18 protein-coding genes and 1 pseudogene are annotated in these 17,168 nt (G+C 62.0%); 8 read left to right on the top strand and 11 right to left on the bottom strand.

What is annotated here, in order from left to right:
• Positions 1–236: 236 nt before the first annotated feature.
• A complete protein-coding gene (locus J3L12_RS13090; protein ID WP_208015504.1) occupies positions 237–1,373 on the bottom strand; it encodes an acetoin utilization protein AcuC in 1,137 nt (378 codons plus the stop codon).
• The gene (locus J3L12_RS13085) at positions 1,370–2,005 is read right to left on the bottom strand and encodes a CBS and ACT domain-containing protein (RefSeq protein ID WP_208015503.1); all 636 of its coding nucleotides are present in this window, start codon (positions 2,003–2,005) and stop codon (positions 1,370–1,372) included. Before J3L12_RS13085 ends, J3L12_RS13090 begins: the two co-directional genes overlap by 4 nt.
• 267 nt (positions 2,006–2,272) lie before the next feature.
• On the opposite strand from J3L12_RS13085, the gene J3L12_RS13080 reads away from it, so the two are divergent.
• The 5 genes from J3L12_RS13080 (at position 2,273) to J3L12_RS13060 (ending at position 8,080) form a co-directional block, all read left to right on the top strand.
• Positions 2,273–3,931, top strand: coding sequence for a hypothetical protein (locus J3L12_RS13080; protein ID WP_208015502.1), 1,659 nt, complete (start codon positions 2,273–2,275; stop codon positions 3,929–3,931).
• Between the two features lie 2 nt (positions 3,932–3,933).
• Positions 3,934–4,335, top strand: coding sequence for a hypothetical protein (locus J3L12_RS13075; protein ID WP_208015501.1), 402 nt, complete (start codon positions 3,934–3,936; stop codon positions 4,333–4,335).
• Between the two features lie 131 nt (positions 4,336–4,466).
• The gene (locus J3L12_RS13070) at positions 4,467–5,660 is read left to right on the top strand and encodes an acyl-CoA dehydrogenase family protein (RefSeq protein ID WP_208015500.1); all 1,194 of its coding nucleotides are present in this window, start codon (positions 4,467–4,469) and stop codon (positions 5,658–5,660) included.
• A 298-nt stretch (positions 5,661–5,958) separates the two neighbouring features.
• Positions 5,959–7,473 carry an IMP dehydrogenase gene (gene guaB, locus J3L12_RS13065; RefSeq protein WP_208015499.1) on the top strand — a complete coding sequence of 505 codons (1,515 nt, stop codon included), beginning with the start codon at positions 5,959–5,961 and terminating at the stop codon, positions 7,471–7,473.
• 61 nt (positions 7,474–7,534) lie between these two features.
• Entirely contained in the window at positions 7,535–8,080 is a 546-nt protein-coding gene (locus tag J3L12_RS13060; RefSeq protein ID WP_208015498.1) for a Uma2 family endonuclease, read from the top strand.
• Between the two features lies 1 nt (position 8,081).
• Here J3L12_RS13060 and J3L12_RS13055 read toward each other — a convergent pair whose 3' ends face one another.
• The 6 genes from J3L12_RS13055 to J3L12_RS13030 all read right to left on the bottom strand — a co-directional run bounded on the left by J3L12_RS13055 (position 8,082) and on the right by J3L12_RS13030 (position 12,416).
• On the bottom strand, positions 8,082–9,128 hold the full coding sequence (locus J3L12_RS13055; RefSeq protein WP_347708902.1) for a tetratricopeptide repeat protein: 1,047 nt from the start codon (positions 9,126–9,128) through the stop codon (positions 8,082–8,084).
• Positions 9,129–9,169: 41 nt separating this feature from the next.
• Positions 9,170–9,646: an arsenate reductase ArsC gene (locus J3L12_RS13050; RefSeq protein ID WP_208015497.1), complete on the bottom strand. Its 477-nt coding sequence runs from the start codon at positions 9,644–9,646 to the stop codon at positions 9,170–9,172.
• Between the two features lie 12 nt (positions 9,647–9,658).
• On the bottom strand, positions 9,659–10,123 hold the full coding sequence (locus J3L12_RS13045) for an arsenate reductase ArsC (RefSeq protein ID WP_208015496.1): 465 nt from the start codon (positions 10,121–10,123) through the stop codon (positions 9,659–9,661).
• Positions 10,124–10,239: 116 nt separating this feature from the next.
• Positions 10,240–11,481 carry an MFS transporter gene (locus tag J3L12_RS13040; RefSeq protein WP_208015495.1) on the bottom strand — a complete coding sequence of 414 codons (1,242 nt, stop codon included), beginning with the start codon at positions 11,479–11,481 and terminating at the stop codon, positions 10,240–10,242.
• 149 nt (positions 11,482–11,630) lie between these two features.
• Positions 11,631–12,065, bottom strand: a complete 435-nt coding sequence (gene arsN2 / locus J3L12_RS13035; protein WP_208015494.1) for an arsenic resistance N-acetyltransferase ArsN2 — start codon at positions 12,063–12,065, stop codon at positions 11,631–11,633.
• Between the two features lie 120 nt (positions 12,066–12,185).
• Positions 12,186–12,416, bottom strand: a complete 231-nt coding sequence (locus tag J3L12_RS13030) for a hypothetical protein (RefSeq protein WP_208015493.1) — start codon at positions 12,414–12,416, stop codon at positions 12,186–12,188.
• 101 nt (positions 12,417–12,517) lie between these two features.
• Between J3L12_RS13030 and J3L12_RS13025 the strand changes: the two genes are divergently transcribed.
• Positions 12,518–13,015 (top strand): hypothetical protein, encoded by a 498-nt coding sequence (locus tag J3L12_RS13025; RefSeq protein ID WP_208015492.1) that lies wholly within the window; start codon positions 12,518–12,520, stop codon positions 13,013–13,015.
• Here the strand turns inward: J3L12_RS13025 and J3L12_RS13020 are convergent.
• From J3L12_RS13020 to J3L12_RS13010, 3 genes are all read right to left on the bottom strand, one after another.
• Positions 12,991–13,629 (bottom strand): thiamine diphosphokinase, encoded by a 639-nt coding sequence (locus J3L12_RS13020; RefSeq protein ID WP_208015491.1) that lies wholly within the window; start codon positions 13,627–13,629, stop codon positions 12,991–12,993. The two genes, J3L12_RS13025 and J3L12_RS13020, sit on opposite strands and share 25 nt — an antisense overlap.
• A gap of 59 nt (positions 13,630–13,688) precedes the next feature.
• Positions 13,689–14,705 (bottom strand): ABC transporter ATP-binding protein, encoded by a 1,017-nt coding sequence (locus J3L12_RS13015; protein WP_208015490.1) that lies wholly within the window; start codon positions 14,703–14,705, stop codon positions 13,689–13,691.
• A gap of 277 nt (positions 14,706–14,982) precedes the next feature.
• Positions 14,983–16,011 (bottom strand): HAMP domain-containing sensor histidine kinase, encoded by a 1,029-nt coding sequence (locus J3L12_RS13010; RefSeq protein ID WP_208015489.1) that lies wholly within the window; start codon positions 16,009–16,011, stop codon positions 14,983–14,985.
• 38 nt (positions 16,012–16,049) lie between these two features.
• Between J3L12_RS13010 and J3L12_RS13005 the strand changes: the two genes are divergently transcribed.
• Both J3L12_RS13005 and J3L12_RS13000 read left to right on the top strand, forming a co-directional pair.
• Positions 16,050–16,763, top strand: a complete 714-nt coding sequence (locus J3L12_RS13005) for a cytochrome c biogenesis CcdA family protein (RefSeq protein WP_243455236.1) — start codon at positions 16,050–16,052, stop codon at positions 16,761–16,763.
• A 92-nt stretch (positions 16,764–16,855) separates the two neighbouring features.
• Positions 16,856–17,168 (top strand): annotated as a pseudogene (locus tag J3L12_RS13000) (hypothetical protein); the annotation flags it as partial.

Raw genomic sequence — 17,168 nt, 5'->3', positions numbered from 1 at the left:
GGATGTGGCGCTTGGAGAGGATGCCTGTCGTACCCGCAAAGGCGCCCAGGCTCTGACTGCGTTGCGCAACCTCCGTCGCTTCGCCGCCAGTCCCATGCCCCTGTATCGGTGGTTATCGGGGTATAAGAGCCTGAACGAGTTGGTGGAAGGATGCAAAAGCTTGAAGCGGACGCAAAAATCGCTGATGTGCTTTGCCGACGATTCCGATGGCCGCTATAACCGGCGCTATTTTGGCTTCATTTCCAGTAAGGTCGCACCGACTCGAGCATCCGCTCGGTTACCTGGCGGTTGCGCCGCTCGATCTCGAGTTTGCGGGGAATTTCGGGATAAGCGCCCTCGAGGTCGTGCAGGGTGTGGGTGAGGAAATGGCCTAACCGGGTGCCCCAGCGCCTGAGCCAGGGTTCGGGAAGATGGTCGGGGAGGGGTAGTCCCTGAAGCATCAGGTAGAGCATGGCCCAGATTCGGCTGGTGGCATCCAGGCTGTAACCGCCGCCCAGGGTATAGACCGCGCGTCCGCCTGCAAAATCGGCTACGTACTGGCGCAGGAGTGGGAACACCTTGGCGTAGGCCCGCGTTGTGAGCAGGATTTCGGCCAAAGGATCCTGGTAGTGGGCATCTGCGCCGCACTGAATGACCAGCGCATCGGGGCGGAACCAGCGCAGGGCGGGCTCGAGGCCCATCTGCAAGACCTCCAGGTAGGAATCGTCCTCGGTAAAAGGCTCCAGCGGGATATTCAGCTTGCGCCCGGTGCCCTCGGCCTTGCCGATTTCGTGGGTGTGGCCGGTGCCGGGGTAGAGGTAGCGGCCCGACTCGTGGATCGAGAAGGTGAGTACGTTTGGCTCGTCGTAGTGAATCCACTGCACCCCGTCGCCGTGGTGCACGTCAATATCGATATAGGCTACCCGCAAGCCCTGGTTGGTTAGGTAGCGAATAGCGACCGAGAGGTCGTTGTAAACACAAAACCCCGAGGCCAGGTCTTTCTGGGCATGGTGCAGGCCACCCCCCAACTGCAAGACCTCTTTGGCCTGGCCACTCGAGATCATCTTTGCTGCCGTGAGCGTGCCCCCCACCAGCCAGCGGGCGGCCTCGTCCATACCGGCAAAAATGGGGGTGTCGGCGGTGCCGATGCCGTAGTGATCAAAATCGGGCGAGCGCTCCCCCCGCCCAGCAGCCTCCACCCGCCGCACAAACGACTCCAGATGCACGCTGCGCACGTCCTCGCGGGTGGCCTGGGCGGGTTCGACAAAATGCAGGGGGTGGCCCAGATGCTCCAGTAAATCCAGCAACATCTCGAGCCGCACCGGGCTGAAGGGGTGTTGCGGCCCAAAGTTGTAGAGCTTGTACTGGGGGCTGTAGATGACCGGGACGCTCATAAGCTCTTGCCAGGAATTTCGGGGGGCCAGCGTACCTCGTAACCCTTCTGGCGCAGATCGTGGGCCAGCTTGCGGACGTCCAGGGTGCCGATCCGCACCACGGTGGTAACGGTGCCTTCGTCGCAGGGGTAGGTTAGCAGGGAATGGATGTTGATGTTGTGCTGGGCCAGCTCGCCGCTCAGGCGGGCCAGCTCGCCGGGCCGGTCATCGAGGCAGACCTCGAGCCGCCCGCTGGGCTTCTGTACCCCGGTCAGGCGCAAAAGCGCATCCAGCAGGTCGATCCCGGTTACGATACCCACCAGCTCGTTGCCGTCCAGGATGGGCAGGGCCCCAATCTTGCGCTGCCGCATAACCCGCGCGGCCTCCTCCACCGGGTCGAGGGGGTCGCCGGTAATCACCGGCTGGGCCATCACCTGACCCACCGGGGTCTCGATGGGCCTGGCTCCGCCTTCTGCAAAGGGACTGGTGGCCAGCCGGATATCGCGGTCGGTAATCATCCCCACCAGGCGGCCCTCCTGCGTTACCGGAATGTGCCGGATATTGCGCTGGAGCATGATGTGATAGGCGGCCTCGAGGGTCACCGCGGCGTCCACGGTCAGCACCGGGCTGTGCATTACGTCTTTGACTAACATTTGTTCCAGTCTAAGGCACAAGAGAGGCCCGGCGGCTAGGGGCATTTGTCAGGGAAAGGGGAGAGCCAAAAGCTAATAGCTAATAGCTAATAGCTAATGGCTATAAGCTATAAGCTATAAGCCATAAGCCATAAGCCAAGTTTGCTTTGCCCCTCGCCAAGGGGTGTAGCCAGGCCAAGGATGCCTGGCTTTCTGTTGGGGTACTTCGCAACGAAGCGGCGCAAACGCACCAATGCTTTGGAGCGGGTGGTCTAGACTCGAGGTCGGATGCTGACCCTGCGCTTGCAACTTTTGTGGAATGGGTTTCGTCAGGCGCCGGCCTCGGCCCTGGTGGGGCTGTTGCTGGGGGCCGGGCTGGCGTATGGGGCCTGGGCGGGCACAAGCTGGTTTCTGAACTTCATCTCCAACGAACTCTTTGGCAGCAACGCTTTTGTCAATCGCCTGGCGGCGGCCTTCACCCGCGATGTGCTGGTCGAGCGCATTCTGGGCAGCCTGCTGCTGGTGCTCTCGAGCTCGGTGGTGCTCTCTGCCCTGCCCAACGCGGTGGCGGTGCTCTACACCTCCGAAGACCTCCCCCTGCACCTGGCCCTTCCCCAAAAGGCCAGCCGGGTCTTCATGTTCAAGGTGGGGGAGGTGTTCGTGACCACCGCCTTACTTCCCACCCTGCTGGTGTTGCCGGTGCTGTTTGCTTATGGGGCGCATTACGGCGCACCCCCGCTGTTCTTTGTGGGAGCCACCCTGGTCGCGCTGGCCCTGTTCGCTTTTCCGGTGGTGCTGGGGGTGGGGCTGGCCCTGCCCCTGGTGCGCTACGCCCCCGCAGGCCGGGCGCGGGAGTGGGCCGCCGCGCTGGGGGCGGTGCTGGGCGGGCTGCTCATCTTCTTGTTGCGGGCCTTGCGCCCCGAGGTGCTGCTCCAGACCGACTTTGCCAACCCGGAGGAGCTCGACCGCTTTCTCCAGACCTTCCGCGACCCCAGCGCCCCCTTCCTGCCCTCGGCCCTGGCCCAGCAGGCCCTCAAGGGGCTTTCCCGGGGTGATGTGGAGCCACAGTTCTGGTTGTTGCTGGGCCTTTCGGGGGGGCTGCTGGTGCTGGCGGGGCTGGTGGCGGGCTATGCCTATCAGCAGGGCTGGGTGCGGGCCCTCGAGGGCACCGTGCGTGAGCGTGGCATCCTGCGGGCGGGGTTGCTGGACCGCTGGTCGGGCCGCAGCGTGGCCCTGGCCCTCTGGGCGCGCGACCTGCGCCTGTTCTTCCGCGATGCCAACCAGGCTTCCCAACTGATTCTGGTGGGGGTGCTGGTGCTGCTCTACACCACCAGCTTGCAGTACCTGCCCCTGGGCGATACCCGGTTCCAACTGGTGGCGGGTTTCATGCACCTGGCCTTCCAGGGGTTTGTGATTGGGGGGGTGGGGGTGCGGCTTGCGTATCCGCTGTACAGCCTCGAGGGCCCCGGCTACTGGATGCTCCAGACCGGCCCGGTCTCCAAGCAAACCCTGCTGCTGACCCGCTTTGGGCTGGCCCTCTTCTTTCTGCTGCCGCTGGGCCTGGTTCTGGGCTACTACTCGCCCAGGGTGATCGGCCTGGACGATAACCTCACCCAAATCTCCTTGATTTTGGGGCTGGCCTCGGCCATCACAGCGGCAGGCATTGGGGTGGGCCTGGGGGCCGCCTTCCCCAAGTTCGATGCCTCCAACCCCGCCGAGGTGCCCATCGGAATGGGCGGCTTCCTTTACATGGCCCTCACGCTGCTCCATGCAGGGCTGTTGGTGGTGCTGGCCAGCCGCCCGGTGTACCTGGCCATTACCCAGCGTCAGTCAGACTACCTGGGGAGTGGGGAAGGGCCCTTGTGGTTGTTAATCGTGGTAGCCACAACCCTGATTCCGGCTTTGCTGGCGCTGTGGTTTGGCTACCGCAGAATGGGAGAAAGATAAATATGCGTGTTTTGTCGGTTCTTCTGGCATTGGCTCTTGGTCTGACTCTGGCCCAGGTGCAAAACCGTGTGGCCCTTATCACCGATTTTCGGCAGGTGCAGGGGGTCTGGACGGTCAAGCTTGATTATGTCGAGGTGAAGGACTGCAACCGCGACGACTGTCCGGCGGGTATCGAGATTTCCAACCAGAACCCGCTGATTCGCACCTTCCGCTTCACCCGCAACACCAGAATCCTACTGCTCAAAAATGCCGGGGAATACTTCCAGGCTACTCCCCAGCAGCTCATACAGGGCCTTGGGGGCCGTAATTTCGGCTGGTCGTTTGATAAGTACACCCCTTTTTACATCAAGGTGGACGAGGCCCGGCGGGAGATCCTCGAGCTCAAACAGATGTACCTGCCCTGAGGGGGTGGTCGATGGTCGATAGTCGAAAGGCGATAGTGGCCTACATCCTCGCTTAGGTTTTGACCTGCGACCTTTGCTTCGCGCCTGCATGGGGACATGGGCTGAAGTAGAATTGGCCCTCGAGGTTCCCCATGTTTGACTTTTACCAAGTGACCGACCTGCTCACCCCCGAGGAGCGCGATATCCAGAAAGCCGCCCGCAAGTTTCTGGAAGCCGAGTGTCTGCCGCACATTGCCGAGTGGTGGGAGAATGCCGAGTTTCCCACCCACCTGATTCGCCAGTTTGGTGAGATGGGTTTTCTGGGCCCCAGCATCCCCACCGAGTACGGCGGCATGGGGGCCAGCGCGGCCTCCTACGGGGTGGTGAGCTATGAACTCGAGCGCATAGACTCCGGCCTGCGCAGCTTTTGCAGCGTGCAGAGCAGTCTGGTGATGTACCCCATCTGGGCCTATGGCTCCGAGGAGCAGAAGCGCGAATACCTGCCCAAGCTGGCTACGGGCGAGTACGTGGGCTGCTTTGGCCTTACCGAGGCCGACGGCGGCAGTGACCCCGACGCCAACATGAAGACCCGCGCCCGGCGTGACGGGAGCGACTACGTGCTGAACGGCTCCAAGATGTGGATTACCAACGGCAACCTGGCCCATATTGCGGTGGTCTGGGCCAAGGACGACGAGGGCGTGGTGCGGGGCTTCATCGTGCCCACCGACACCCGGGGCTTCAAGGCCAACAAGATTCAGCACAAGGCATCGCTGCGGGCCTCCGTCACCAGCGAGCTGGTGCTGGAGGATGTGCGGGTGCCGGAGAGCGCCATGCTGCCAGGGGTAAAGGGACTCAAGGGGCCGCTTTCCTGCCTTACCCAGGCCCGCTATGGCATCGCCTGGGGGGCCTTGGGTGCGCTGGAGGCGGTTTATACCGAGGCCCTCGAGTTTGCCAAGAGCCGCACCACCTTTGGGGCGCCCATCGCCAGCCGGCAGCTCGTGCAGGAAAAACTCGTCCGCATGGCCGCCGACCACACCAAGGGCCTTCTGCTGGCCTGGCGGCTGGCCCAGCTCAAGGATGCCGGCAAGCTCAAGCCGGCGCAGGTCTCGCTGGGCAAGCGCGACAACGTGCGAGCTGCGCTCAACGGGGCCAGGGCGGCCCGCGAAATCCTGGGGGGCAGTGGGATTACCCTCGAGTACCACGCCATCCGCCACATGCTGAACCTGGAAACCGTGGACACCTACGAGGGCACCCACGACATCCACACCCTGATTCTGGGCCGCGAGTTCACCGGCGAGAACGCCCTGGGCGAGAGCCCCAAGCCCAGGGAGATGGTAGGGCGCTAAGGGGTCTTTTCGGGGCTGTCGGAGGGCTATTCGCCTCTGCGTTCTTTGCCAGAGCGCCCTTCACCTTGGGCTATCCAAGTTCAAAAAGGCTTTGTTCTGGATGAACCGTGGCCGTCTGGAAACTCGAATAAGCACCCGTGGGCCGCGCCCGGCCCAGTAACATGCGTCGGGGCCCAGACGCATTTCCGTTTTCGTGGGTGGCCACGACGATGAAGAGCGCGATAGGGGCAACCGACTACAGCAGGCTCCTGGGGTCTCTGTTGGTGGTTTCATGCACGGCTGCTATACTGCGTGGAATATGCTCGAGACCCCCAGCAAACCCCGTTCCAGAACAGAAAAAATCCAGCAAGAAGGCCTGACCTTCGACGATGTGCTGCTCATTCCGGCCTACTCGGAGGTACTGCCCCGCGAGGTGGACACCCGCACCCGCCTGACCAAAAAGCTCTGGCTCAACATTCCCATCCTCTCGGCGGCCATGGACACCGTCACCGAGGCCGAGATGGCCATTGCCATGGCCCGCGAGGGGGGCATCGGGGTCATTCACAAAAACATGAGCGCTGAGGAGCAGGCCGCTATGGTGCGTAAGGTCAAGCGCAGTGAGGCCGGCATGATCCAGGATCCCGTCACGCTGGCTCCCAATGCCACCCTGGAAGATGCCGAGCGCCTGATGCGCGAGTTCAAGATTGGCGGCCTGCCGGTGGTGGATTTCTACGGCAAGCTTCTGGGTTTGGTTACCAATCGCGACCTGCGCTTCGAGCGCGACATGGGGCGGCTGGTCTCCGAGGTCATGACCCCGGTGGAGCGCCTCATCACTGCGCCGCCCGGCACCATTCTGGAAGAGGCCGAGCAACTGCTGCGCCAGCACAAAATCGAGAAACTTCCCCTGGTAGACCACGAGGGGCGGTTGCGGGGCCTGCTCACGCTCAAAGACCTGACCAAGCGCCAGAAATTTCCCTTTGCCGCCAAGGATGCCCAGGGCCGGCTGCTGGTGGGGGCTGCGGTGGGGGTCTCGAAGGATCTGGACATCCGGGCCAAAGCGCTGGTCGAGGCCGGGGTAGACGTACTGGTGCTGGACAGCGCTCACGGCCATAGCCGGGGCATTCTGGAGGCCCTGCGGAACCTCAAACAAACCTTTGGCGATGCAGTGCAGATTATCGCCGGTAATGTGGCTACCGCCGAGGGCGCTCGAGCGCTGGCCGAGGCCGGGGCCGATGCGGTCAAGGTGGGCATTGGGCCCGGCTCTATCTGTACCACCCGGGTGGTGACCGGAGTGGGCGTTCCACAGATTACCGCCATCATGGAGGCGGTAGCCGGGCTGGAGGGCCTGGATGTGCCGGTGGTGGCCGACGGGGGCATCAAATACTCCGGCGACGTGGCCAAGGCCCTGGCCGCCGGGGCCCATACCGTAATGCTCGGCTCGATGCTGGCCGGCACCCAGGAGGCCCCCGGCGAGGAGGTGCTCAAGGATGGCCGTCGCTACAAGCTCTACCGGGGTATGGGCAGTCTGGGGGCCATGCGCCAGGGCTCTGCCGACCGCTACTTCCAGGACTCTGGCAAGGCTCCCGGCAATGTGGAGGCCAAAAAGCTGGTTCCCGAGGGCATCGAGGGCATGGTGCCCTACAAGGGCCCGGTAGGCGACGTGCTCTACCAGGTGGTGGGCGGCCTGCGGGCCTCGATGGGCTACTGTGGTGCGCCCGACCTCGAGACCTTCCGCCGCGAGACCCGCTTTACCCGCATCACCGGCGCGGGCCTGATCGAGAGCCACCCCCACGGGGTAACCATTACCAAGGAAGCGCCGAACTACTCGAGGTAGCTCACTTTCGCACGTGTTGTTGGCTGCAAAGAATGGGACTAACCTGCGCTATACTTACCGTATGGCTATTGCCAAAAAACTCCTTACCGCCGAGGAATTCTGGCTCTTGTCTGAGGGTGAGGGCAAGCGGGAGCTGGTGCGGGGTGAGGTGGTGGAATGGATGCCGGTAGGCGGGGTGCATGGTGAGGTGGTCAGGCGCCTCCTGATGCGGCTGGGGCAATGGGCCGAGCAAGGCCGGCATGGGTATGTGGCCACAGAGGTTGGTTACGTGGTTCGGCGCAACCCGGATGGCGTGCGGGCAGCAGACGTAAGTTTTGTTCGGCAAAGCCGCATCCCCCCCGAAGGCATACCCGAGGGGTTCTGGCCCTTTGCGCCCGACCTGGCGGTGGAAGTGGTTTCGCCCTTTGAAACCGCCGAGGAGGTCTGGGAGAAGGTGAGCGACTACCTGTCGGCTGGAACCCGCTTGGTCTGGGTCATCTACCCGCGCAGCAAGCAGGCGGTGGTCTACACGCCCGATGGCATTGGGCGCACCGTTGGGGCCGACGACCTCCTCGAGGACGAATCGGTACTGCCTGGCTTTTCCTGCAAACTTTCCGACCTGTTTTAGGCTACCTCGAGCCCTGCGCCCGCAATTCTTGCAGCGCAAGGGCCGCTTCCCGGTAATGGGGCTTGTAGCGCAACGCCGCCTGAAAATCGGCCCGGGCACCCTCCAGGTTCCCCAGGGCTTTGCGGGCCAGGCCGCGCCAGTAGTAGCTTTCTTCGTGGTCGTCTACCCGGCCCAGCACATCGTTGGCCAGCGCGATGACTTCCTGATAGCGCCCGGTTTGGTAGTAGGCCTCGTAGGGGCCAAACTGGTACCAGAGCATCCGCCAGGGCCAGTTGCTCACCGCATTGGCCGGACGGCGGGGGTCAAGGGTGCGGCTGGGAGCGATCCGGCGCGACTGGTCGTAGGCCCTGGCCGCTTCCGGGGCATTGCCCAGGCGTAGCAGGGTGCTGCCCAGATTGAACCAGGCAAAGGCATTTTGGGGGTTTTGCCGGGTTTCGCGCCGGGCCTGCTCCAGGGCCAGTTGCCACTCGAGGCCCTCTTGCATCCGGTTTCCCAGAATGGCGGCCAGTTTGTCTTGCTGGCCCCTGGCATACACCACCAGATAGGTACGGTTGAAAACCTGCCAGAGCCTGTCCAGATCGCCATACTGCAGCGTGACTTTGGGGCCGTAGTAGCTATCGAAGGCGTTGAAGAGGCCCTGGGCATCGTTGTAGCCTACCAGCAGGCGGTAGTGGCCCATGCCGCCGTGGTCGGGGGTCACGAACCAGGTCTCGATGATCACCGGGAAACCCCCCGCTATCAGGCGTTTGAGCAGGTTCAGGTCGCCCGCCACCCCCAGATGCACGCCAAAGCCCCGCTGACGGGCATAGGCCGCCATCTCGTCGGCGTTTACGTTTTTGTCGTTTTTGTTGGGTTTTAGTATGGGGGCAATCTGGTACTGGGTTAGGGGGCTGCCCCAGAAGCTCATGGCCATTCCCAGCGTAACGGGGCCGCAGTTGTTATACCGCTGGTATTCGTGGCGGGCGCCGCTCAGAAAGACGTTCCCCGGCTGGGCAAGTGCAGAGCCCAATACCGTTGCGAGCACCAAGAATAAGAACGATAGGCGCACCGGTTCAGTATGACAGATGCGCCCCAGGGCCGATTGTGCTCTCAAACCTCGGCGGTCTGGGTGCCGCTTTTGGGGATCAGGCCCTTCTGTTCCTGCTCCCGCACCCACTCCCGAACCTTGTGGGCAATCTGGTCGCGCACTTTGCGAAAGACCTCGAGGCGCTCGCTCTCGCTGCCCTGGGCGGCGCTGGGGTCTTCGAAGGGCCAGTACAGGCGGTAGGTACAGAAGGGAAACAGCGGGCACTCCTGTTCGGCCCGGCTGCACACAATCACCAGGTAGGTGAAGTTGAACTTGCCACCCCAGTATTCCATCAGGCTTTTGGCGTACTGGCCTTGCATATCCAGGCCCATCTCGGAGAGCGCCTGCCGGGTCAGGGGGTGGATTTCGCTGGGGTGTAGCCCGGCGCTGTACACCTCGAAGCGGTCGCCTGCGTAGTGGCGCAGCAGGGCCTCCGCCATCTGGCTACGGGCCGAGTTATGGCTGCACAAAAACAGCACCGAGAGTTTGCGTTTCCTCATGCCGACCTCCTGCTAATGCGCCTGGGTAAGCCCGGCGGCTTCGGCCAGGTCCTTCTCGCCCGGCATCTGACCCTGCTTGAGGCTTTGAATCAGGTGTTGGCTCATCCGGCCCAGGGCATCGCGTACCCTGCGCCATTCCTCCAGGCCCTTGCCGGAGGGGTCGGGGAAGGAGACGTGCAGGCGCTGGGTTTGGGCAGGGTATGCCGGGCATGTTTCAGCCGCCGCGTCGCAGACCGTGAGCACCAGGTCGAAGTGCCAGAGGTTGGGCAGGTCGTAGAGGGTTTTGGAGGTGTGAGCGCTCAGGTCTATGCCCGCCTCGCCCATTACCGTAATGGCATCGGGCTTGACAAAGGTTTTCTCGGTGCCCGCCGACCAGATTTCAGCGGGATAATCCATTCTCTCGGCCCAGTACCGAAGCCACCCCTCGGCCATCTGGCTCCGGGCGGAGTTGTGGGTGCAGAGAACCAGGATACGCATCAAGGCACAGTATCGGCCTTTTTTCATGGAAGTGTCAGGACGTGAGCGGTGTTATAAAACCACCTTGCCTGAACACTTTGCACATCGAGTTGCCATCAGAAACGCTTGGAGCCTCCTCAGGGTTGGGCCAGCGCTGCTCTGGGCCGGGCCTGCCATATGGCCAGTGCTGAAATGGTCGCCAGGGTAGCAAAAAGCCAGAGCACCGGGTTGTAGTTGCCGGAAAGCCCGTGCAGGGCGCCAGCCCCAAAGGGGGCGATGGTCTGGGCCACCGCCACGATAGAGTTCATGCTACCGCTGATGGTGCCATAGTGCTTTGCGCCGTAGATTTCGGCCACCAGGGCAGGCTTGGCGAGGGAGATGGAGCCGTTGGCCAGGCCGAAAAAGAGCACAAAGGCCCAGAGGCCCGCGCCCTCCGGCAACAATAGCAGGCCGAGCAGACTCAAGGCGTAGCCCCCCAGAAAAGCACCGCTCAGGTTAAAGAGCGAGATGCGCTCACTGAGCGGCGTATAGACGATGCGGCCTGCAAGCTGCACCACACCTACCCCTCCGGCAGCCAAAGCTACCAGGGCGGGTGCGTAACCTTTCTCGGTCAGCAGGGGCACCATGTGGGCGGTGAGGGCAATGCTGGTAGCCCTGGACAGGGCGAACCCGAGCGATAGCCACCAGAAAGTGGGCTGGCGCAGGGCCTCTTTTGCGCTCAGGCTGGCTTCCGGGGCCGGGCTCCTGGAATCCAGCGCCATAGCCTCGCCGTCTGGCACCTGCCCCATGTCTTCGGGCCGACGGCGCAAAACCAGGGCGTGCAGGGGAATGGTGCCCAGGGCAAAGATGAGGGCCAGAATTTCCAGCGCCCCGCGCCAGCCCGCAAGCTGCACCAGCCAGGTCGAGAGCGGTACAAAGATGGTGCTGGCCAGCCCAGCCATCAGGGTGACCACCAGCATGGCCCTGGGGCGGTAGCGGCGAAACCAGACCGCCAGCACCGCGAAAGCCACCTCGTAGAGCACCATCGCCATGGCCAACCCCAGCCCCGCCCAGAGCAGGTAAAAGGTGGTCAGGTGATGCACATGGGCCCAGCCCCAGACTAGCAAGGCCCCGCCGATGGAGCCTGTGGTCATGAGGGCTCGAGCCCCGTGACGGTCGAACCAGCGCCCTACCGGAATGGCCGCCAGCCCCGAGACCAGCAAAGCCAGCGAGAAGGCCGCCGAGGTCTCGGCGCGGTTCCAGCCCAGCTCGGCCTCCATCGGCTTCACAAAAACCCCAAAGGCGTAGTACAGGACGCCAAAGCCGATGGTCTGGGTGAGGGCCAGCGCCCAGGCAATGCGCCAGCCGTAATAGGAGGGAGTGGGGGTGGGATGGGCCATAGGCTGGCCGGGAGTCAGGTGGTTGGGAAGGGGGTCAATCTTCTGCGGTAAAGACGGTTAGGGCCAGCGAACCAGGGGGATTTCGGAGGCTGGATTAGGTGAAAAGTCGTGCGGCTCAGGTCTCAAGTCGCATGTCCGAAGGCTCGCGGCTACTCGAGCCTGAGCAGCATGGCGGTGGCGGTGTCGGGGCACGCCCCCTGGAGTTCCTCTGAAGCACTCAGGGCCGCAGGTAGCTCTGTGCGGGGGACTTGCACAAAGCCGAAGCGGGGAAAGTAATCCTGGGCGGTCTCGGTCAGGAGCGAGAGCGAGGTCAGGTTTTTTTGCTGGGCCAGCTCGATCATGCCCTCGGTTAGCTTGGCCCCAATGCCGTGGGCACGATAGCCCGGTGCGACCACTACAGAGCGCAACAGACCGCTATCCTGATGGACTTCCAGGCCCGCGCACCCTACTACCTTTTCGCCGTCGAGGGCCAGCATGAAATTCAGGATGTGCGCTTCCAGACCTGCTGTGGGCAGGTGGGCATCGTTCAGCAGGGCGGTTATCTCGGGCAAATCGCCGGTAGTGGCGGTGCAGTAGGTAATCATGATTCCCCTAGACTAACGAGGCAAGATCTTCTGATGTGTGTGATGGGGTTAGAAAGGGGTGGTGCCAACTTTAGGCATGTAGCCGACTATTCGGATGGCTCAAAATATGCGAAGTGCGCTCTAATCCTTGAACAAATTGTCAAAGGCCTGGTGGCTGCCATCCTTGCGCTTGAGGCGAAAGAGGTCGTTTTTGAGCTCGAGTTGATCTTCTTTGAGCAGGCGCTCGAGGGTACGCTGAAGCTCGTCTTTGGACAGGCTTTCGCCCTCCTCATCCAGCCAGCGCACAATGTCTTTTTCGCTGGCAAAACGTAAACTCTCAATGGCTTTGAGAACCCAGCCTCGAGTGTCCATACCTGAATATACTGCGTTAAGGACAGGCTGAATCATGAGAATAACCCCCACGAACGGGGGTAATCTTCCATTAATCTGCCCGTTTGTCGCACAATAGGGTTGTGAATCCCTTCCGGGAATACCAGGACTACGTCATGGCGCACCGGCTGCGCGAGGCCCTGGACTTTTATCCCGGCAAGCTTTACTCCTTGAGCGAGTACGCGACCTTGCGCCTGCGGCGTAGCGAACTGGTACGCAAGCTGGTAGGCCGTCAGGGCGACCCCGCCTTGCTCTCCCGTATCGAACAAATCACCGACGATCTCAACTATGGGTTCTGGTCGAACCCGGGCCTCCTCAAGGCTTTCCTGAGGCGGCTTTCGCCGGTGCAGTACCCGGTACTCTGTAGCCCAGAGGGGTTTGAAGCCCTGCTCTCCAATACCGAGCGCCTCCGGCTCAAAAAGCCGGGTCTGGCCGGGCGGTACTACCTGGGCTGGCTGCGCCTGCCCGAATTGCTGGACGAACCTTCAAAGTTTGAGCAAGCCATGCTCGAGCAAGAGCATCTGGCTGAAGAGCTGGGGTTGTTTCTGGATGAGTTTCACAAAGTGGCGGGCTCAGGGTAGACAAACACCACCCCGTAGCCAGCCTCGAGCGCCATCTCCACCGGCCCCAAAGCCACGTTGGAAAGGGTGCGGGTGCTGCCCAGGGGCACCTCGGCGCCCTCGAGGGGCCAGCGAACCCCACGAAGGCTCAGGCCCACAAAACCGCCCAGCGGCAACAAACTTAGCCTGCTCCCGTGCGGCAAGTCCAGTTGCAGGGTGCCCGGTAGCAGGGGGTGGGCCTCCTCGAGGCCCGAGCTGAGCAGGGTGGGAATACCCTGGCGGGCCAGCCGGATTCCCAGCAGCAGATGGGCCAGGGTCTGATCGGTCTGGCCCCCCATCGCCCCCACCAGAAAGAGCCGGTCGGCCCCCCTGGCCAGGGCTGCTTCGATGGCCAGCTCGCCATCGGTAAAGTCCTTGGCCACCGGATGCTCCTCGCGCGGCACATGGGCATAGGTCTGCTGGAGTTCCGCAGAGGCCGAGTCAAAGTCGCCAACCCACAACTCGGCCTGTAGCCCTAGCGGCCCGGCGTGGATCATGCCACCATCCGCCGCAATGACCCGGCTTCCGGCCACCTGGGCTTTGAGCCGCCGGGTTGGGATGACCGAACCGCCTAGCAGGATGGTGAAGGGATGCATAAGCAATCAGGAGGTCGAGCGTCTGGTGTCAGTCTGAATCTTGCGGAACGCACGACCTTCTAAGGTCTTGCGCTCGGCGTTACGGTGTCCGCGGGTTGCCAGGGTTCACCTTCGTTGCCTTCTTCCTCCAAAGCAACGACCTTCGACCAATCTACCCGGACGCGGGCAGTGTCGCCGGGATAAAGGCCCGGCTCCGGGCCCTCCCAGTAGAGCTTCTGCCCACGCCAGGCCAGTTCCAGGGCCACCGTGAAACCCTTGAAGATTCGCTCCTGTACCCTGGCTTCTTCGCCTTCCCCCAGCGTGAGGGCCTCCAGGGGCAGCAGGTGCGGGCGGGCGGGCAGACCAATATGCTGGCTCTGCTCGGCGGTCAGGACGTTGCGGTGGCCCAGAAAGGTGGCCACCCAGGGGTTCTTGGGCCGGTTGAAAAGCTGTTCGGGTGCGCCCTGCTGCACGAGGGTACCTTCTCGTAGAATGGTCACTTGATGGGCAATTACGAAAGCCTCGGACTGGTCATGCGTTACCACGATGGAAGGCACGGCCGTCTGGCGCAAAATGGCCCGCAGCTCCAGCAGCAACTCCTGGCGCAGCTTCAAATCCAGCGCACCCAAAGGTTCATCCAATAGCAGTACCTGGGGCCGGTGGGCCAGGGCACGGGCCAGGGCGACCCGCTGGCGCTCGCCGCCCGAGAGCTGATCAGGGCGTTTATGGGCGTGGGGGGAGAGGTGCGTAAGTTCCAGCAACTCGGCCACACGCTCCCGCACTCTGGCATTGTCCCAGCGGGCTTCCCGCAGACCAAAGGCAATGTTTTCGCTTACCGAAAGGTGGGGGAACAAAGCGTAGTCCTGAAACACAAACCCAACCCGGCGGGCCTCGGGCGGTAGAGGGGTCAGTTCGGTCTCGTTCAGCCAGACCTGACCGGAATCGGGCGCCTCCAGGCCTGCCACCAGCCGCAGGAGGGTGCTTTTGCCACTGCCCGAGGGCCCGAGTAGCGCCAGGGTTTGCCCTGGGGGAACCTCGAGCGAGACCGAAAGCGCAAAACCAGGATAGGTTTTACTTAGACCCACCAGGCGCAGCATGGCCTTAGCGTACAGCAATCTGCCAACCTGCGAACTTGCTCAAAGCCGAAAGCCAGGCTCTTATCATTTGCCCGCGCATCGTCGCTGCAACCCCTCACCCGGCGACAGCGGTTACCGCCAGAATAGTTTTATTTGGCAAAAGGAGCACTAAACTAGCCAGCGCTGTCGCCACCCTCTCCCGCAAGGGGAGAGGGAAAGTGGAAAACGATAAAAGCCTGGCCGAAAGCCAGAAGCTGAACGCATCCGACCTGTGACATGAGACCTTCGACATGCGACATCAATGTACCGGTAGCCAAACGCTAAACTTGGCCCCTCGCCCCTCCTCCGACTCCACCCAGATGCGCCCGTGATGGGCTTCGACGATGGCCCTGGAGATATAGAGCCCCAGGCCGGTACCCACAATGCCCCTCGAGATGGCGCTCTGGGTGCGGCTGTAGCGGTTGAAGAGCTGGCCCTGCTCCTCCAGCGGGATGCCGGGGCCGGTGTCCTCGACCTCGAGCAACACCCCCCCATGAGGCCGGGCCCGCAGCCAGATGGTGCCCTGCCTGGGGCAGAACTTGAAGGCGTTGGAGAGGAGGTTGCCCACCACCTGCCCGATGCGCTCCGGATCGGCCTCAATAATAGGCAAGGGATCGAACTCCCAGACAAACTGAATCTGGCTGAGCTTGGCTACCCCGGCAAAGCTGCGGGCGGTCTGGGCCAGGGTGACCTGCAGATCTACCGGCTGCCGGCTGATGCTAAACCGCCCAGCTTCCAGGCGGGAGGTGTCCAGCAGGTTGTTGACCATATCCTTCAGCCGCAAGCTGCTGTGCTGGATGTTTTCCAGAAATTCCTTGAGCTCGGATGGGCTGCAAGCATCCTCCAGCAACAGCTCGCTAAAGCCCAGAATCGAAGCCAGCGGCGTTTTGAGCTCGTGCGAGACGGCAGCGATGAACTCCGACTTGAGCCGCTCTGCTTCCAGCTCGAGGGTCACGTCTCGAAAAAGGATCAAAGCGGTGTCCCACTCCATCGGGACAATGCGGGCCTCGAAGTCCCGCTCCTCCAGATTGAACTCAATAATCAGAGCCTGCTCACCTTTCAGCACCGCCCGAATAGCCTCTTGAAGCTGCTGGGTCACGTCTGGGGGGAACAATTCGCCTAAAGTGGTGCCCAGAAAGCGATCCATGGGCAGGTGATGGTTGCTTCGACCCGCTTTGTACTCTCGGATATTGCCCTTCTCATCCACCAACATCAAATCATCGGGAATCGCCTCCAGGATGGCGCGAATACGTTGTTCACGTTGATGTTCCAGAATATTTTCTTGCATCAAGCTATCATACCCAGCAATCCTTGAAAGAATTACGAATGTCCTTGCCAGGCTGGTCTATCCTGACAGCTATGAGCCTGACCGCTGCCTTCCTGGCCGGGATTCTTTCGTTCCTTTCTCCCTGCGTGCTGCCGCTGGTGCCTACCTATCTGCTGTATTTGGGTGGAGAACGAGGAAGACCCTTGTTCAACGCCTTTTTCTTTGTGGGGGGGTTCTCGCTGGTGTTTTTGTTGCTGGGGCTGCCCTTTACGCTTCTGGGGGGGGTGTTGTTCGAAAACCGCCAACTGCTGGGCCAGGTGGGCGGGGTCATCATGCTGCTTTTTGGGCTGTACATGCTGGGCCTGAAGCCCAAGTGGGGGGTCAACCTGCGCTACCAGGGGGATACCAGCCGGCCCTGGGGGGCCTTTGTAATGGGCATGGTCTTGGGCCTGGGCTGGACGCCTTGCATCGGCCCGATTCTGGGCGGTATTTTGACCCTCACCGCTGCCGGAGGGGGGGTACACTTTTTGCTGGCCTACATTCTGGGTCTGGCGGTGCCATTCCTGCTGGTGGCCCTTTTTGCCGACCGGGTTCGCCCGGTTTTGCGCAAGGCAGCCCGTTTTTCCCGCTGGGCCGAAGTAACTGCAGGGGTGGCCCTGATCGCAGTGGGGGTGCTGATGCTGACCGGCACCTTCACCCAACTCAACAGCTTTTTTATCAAAATCACGCCTGAATGGCTGCTGAACCTCGAGAAAAGCCTGATCGGCCAGTAATCCCAACTCTTCTTTCACAGGCAACTTTGGGGCATTACATAATCACTGGTGCTAGTTGAAAAGTAGCGGGAGAAAGGAATAGGGTCTGGTGTATGCGGCCAGACCCGAGATGCATTCTATCGCTGGAAGACGTTGCTTTGGTGATGTACGTTGGGGTAGACGATGCCCTGCGTTCGAAGGCTGAACAGCATGAACATCAACAAGCCAAGCTCAGCCTTAGTGAGTTGGTCACCATCGGGCTGATGTTCAGCCTCAAAGGCGGTTCGTTCCGTCGGTTTTACCTGTGGCTGGTCGCCAACCTGGGTGACTGCTTCCCCCATCTACCTGAACGCACCCGTTTGCAGCGACGACTACTCCAGTACCAAGCTTTGGTCGTACATTTTCTGGCCGAACCCAGCTTGTTCT

Source organism: Meiothermus sp. CFH 77666 (genome assembly GCF_017497985.1).
Taxonomy (GTDB): Bacteria; Deinococcota; Deinococci; order Deinococcales; family Thermaceae; genus Meiothermus.
Note: the sequence above shows the minus strand (reverse complement) of the source record. Positions and strands in the feature narration are given on the sequence as shown.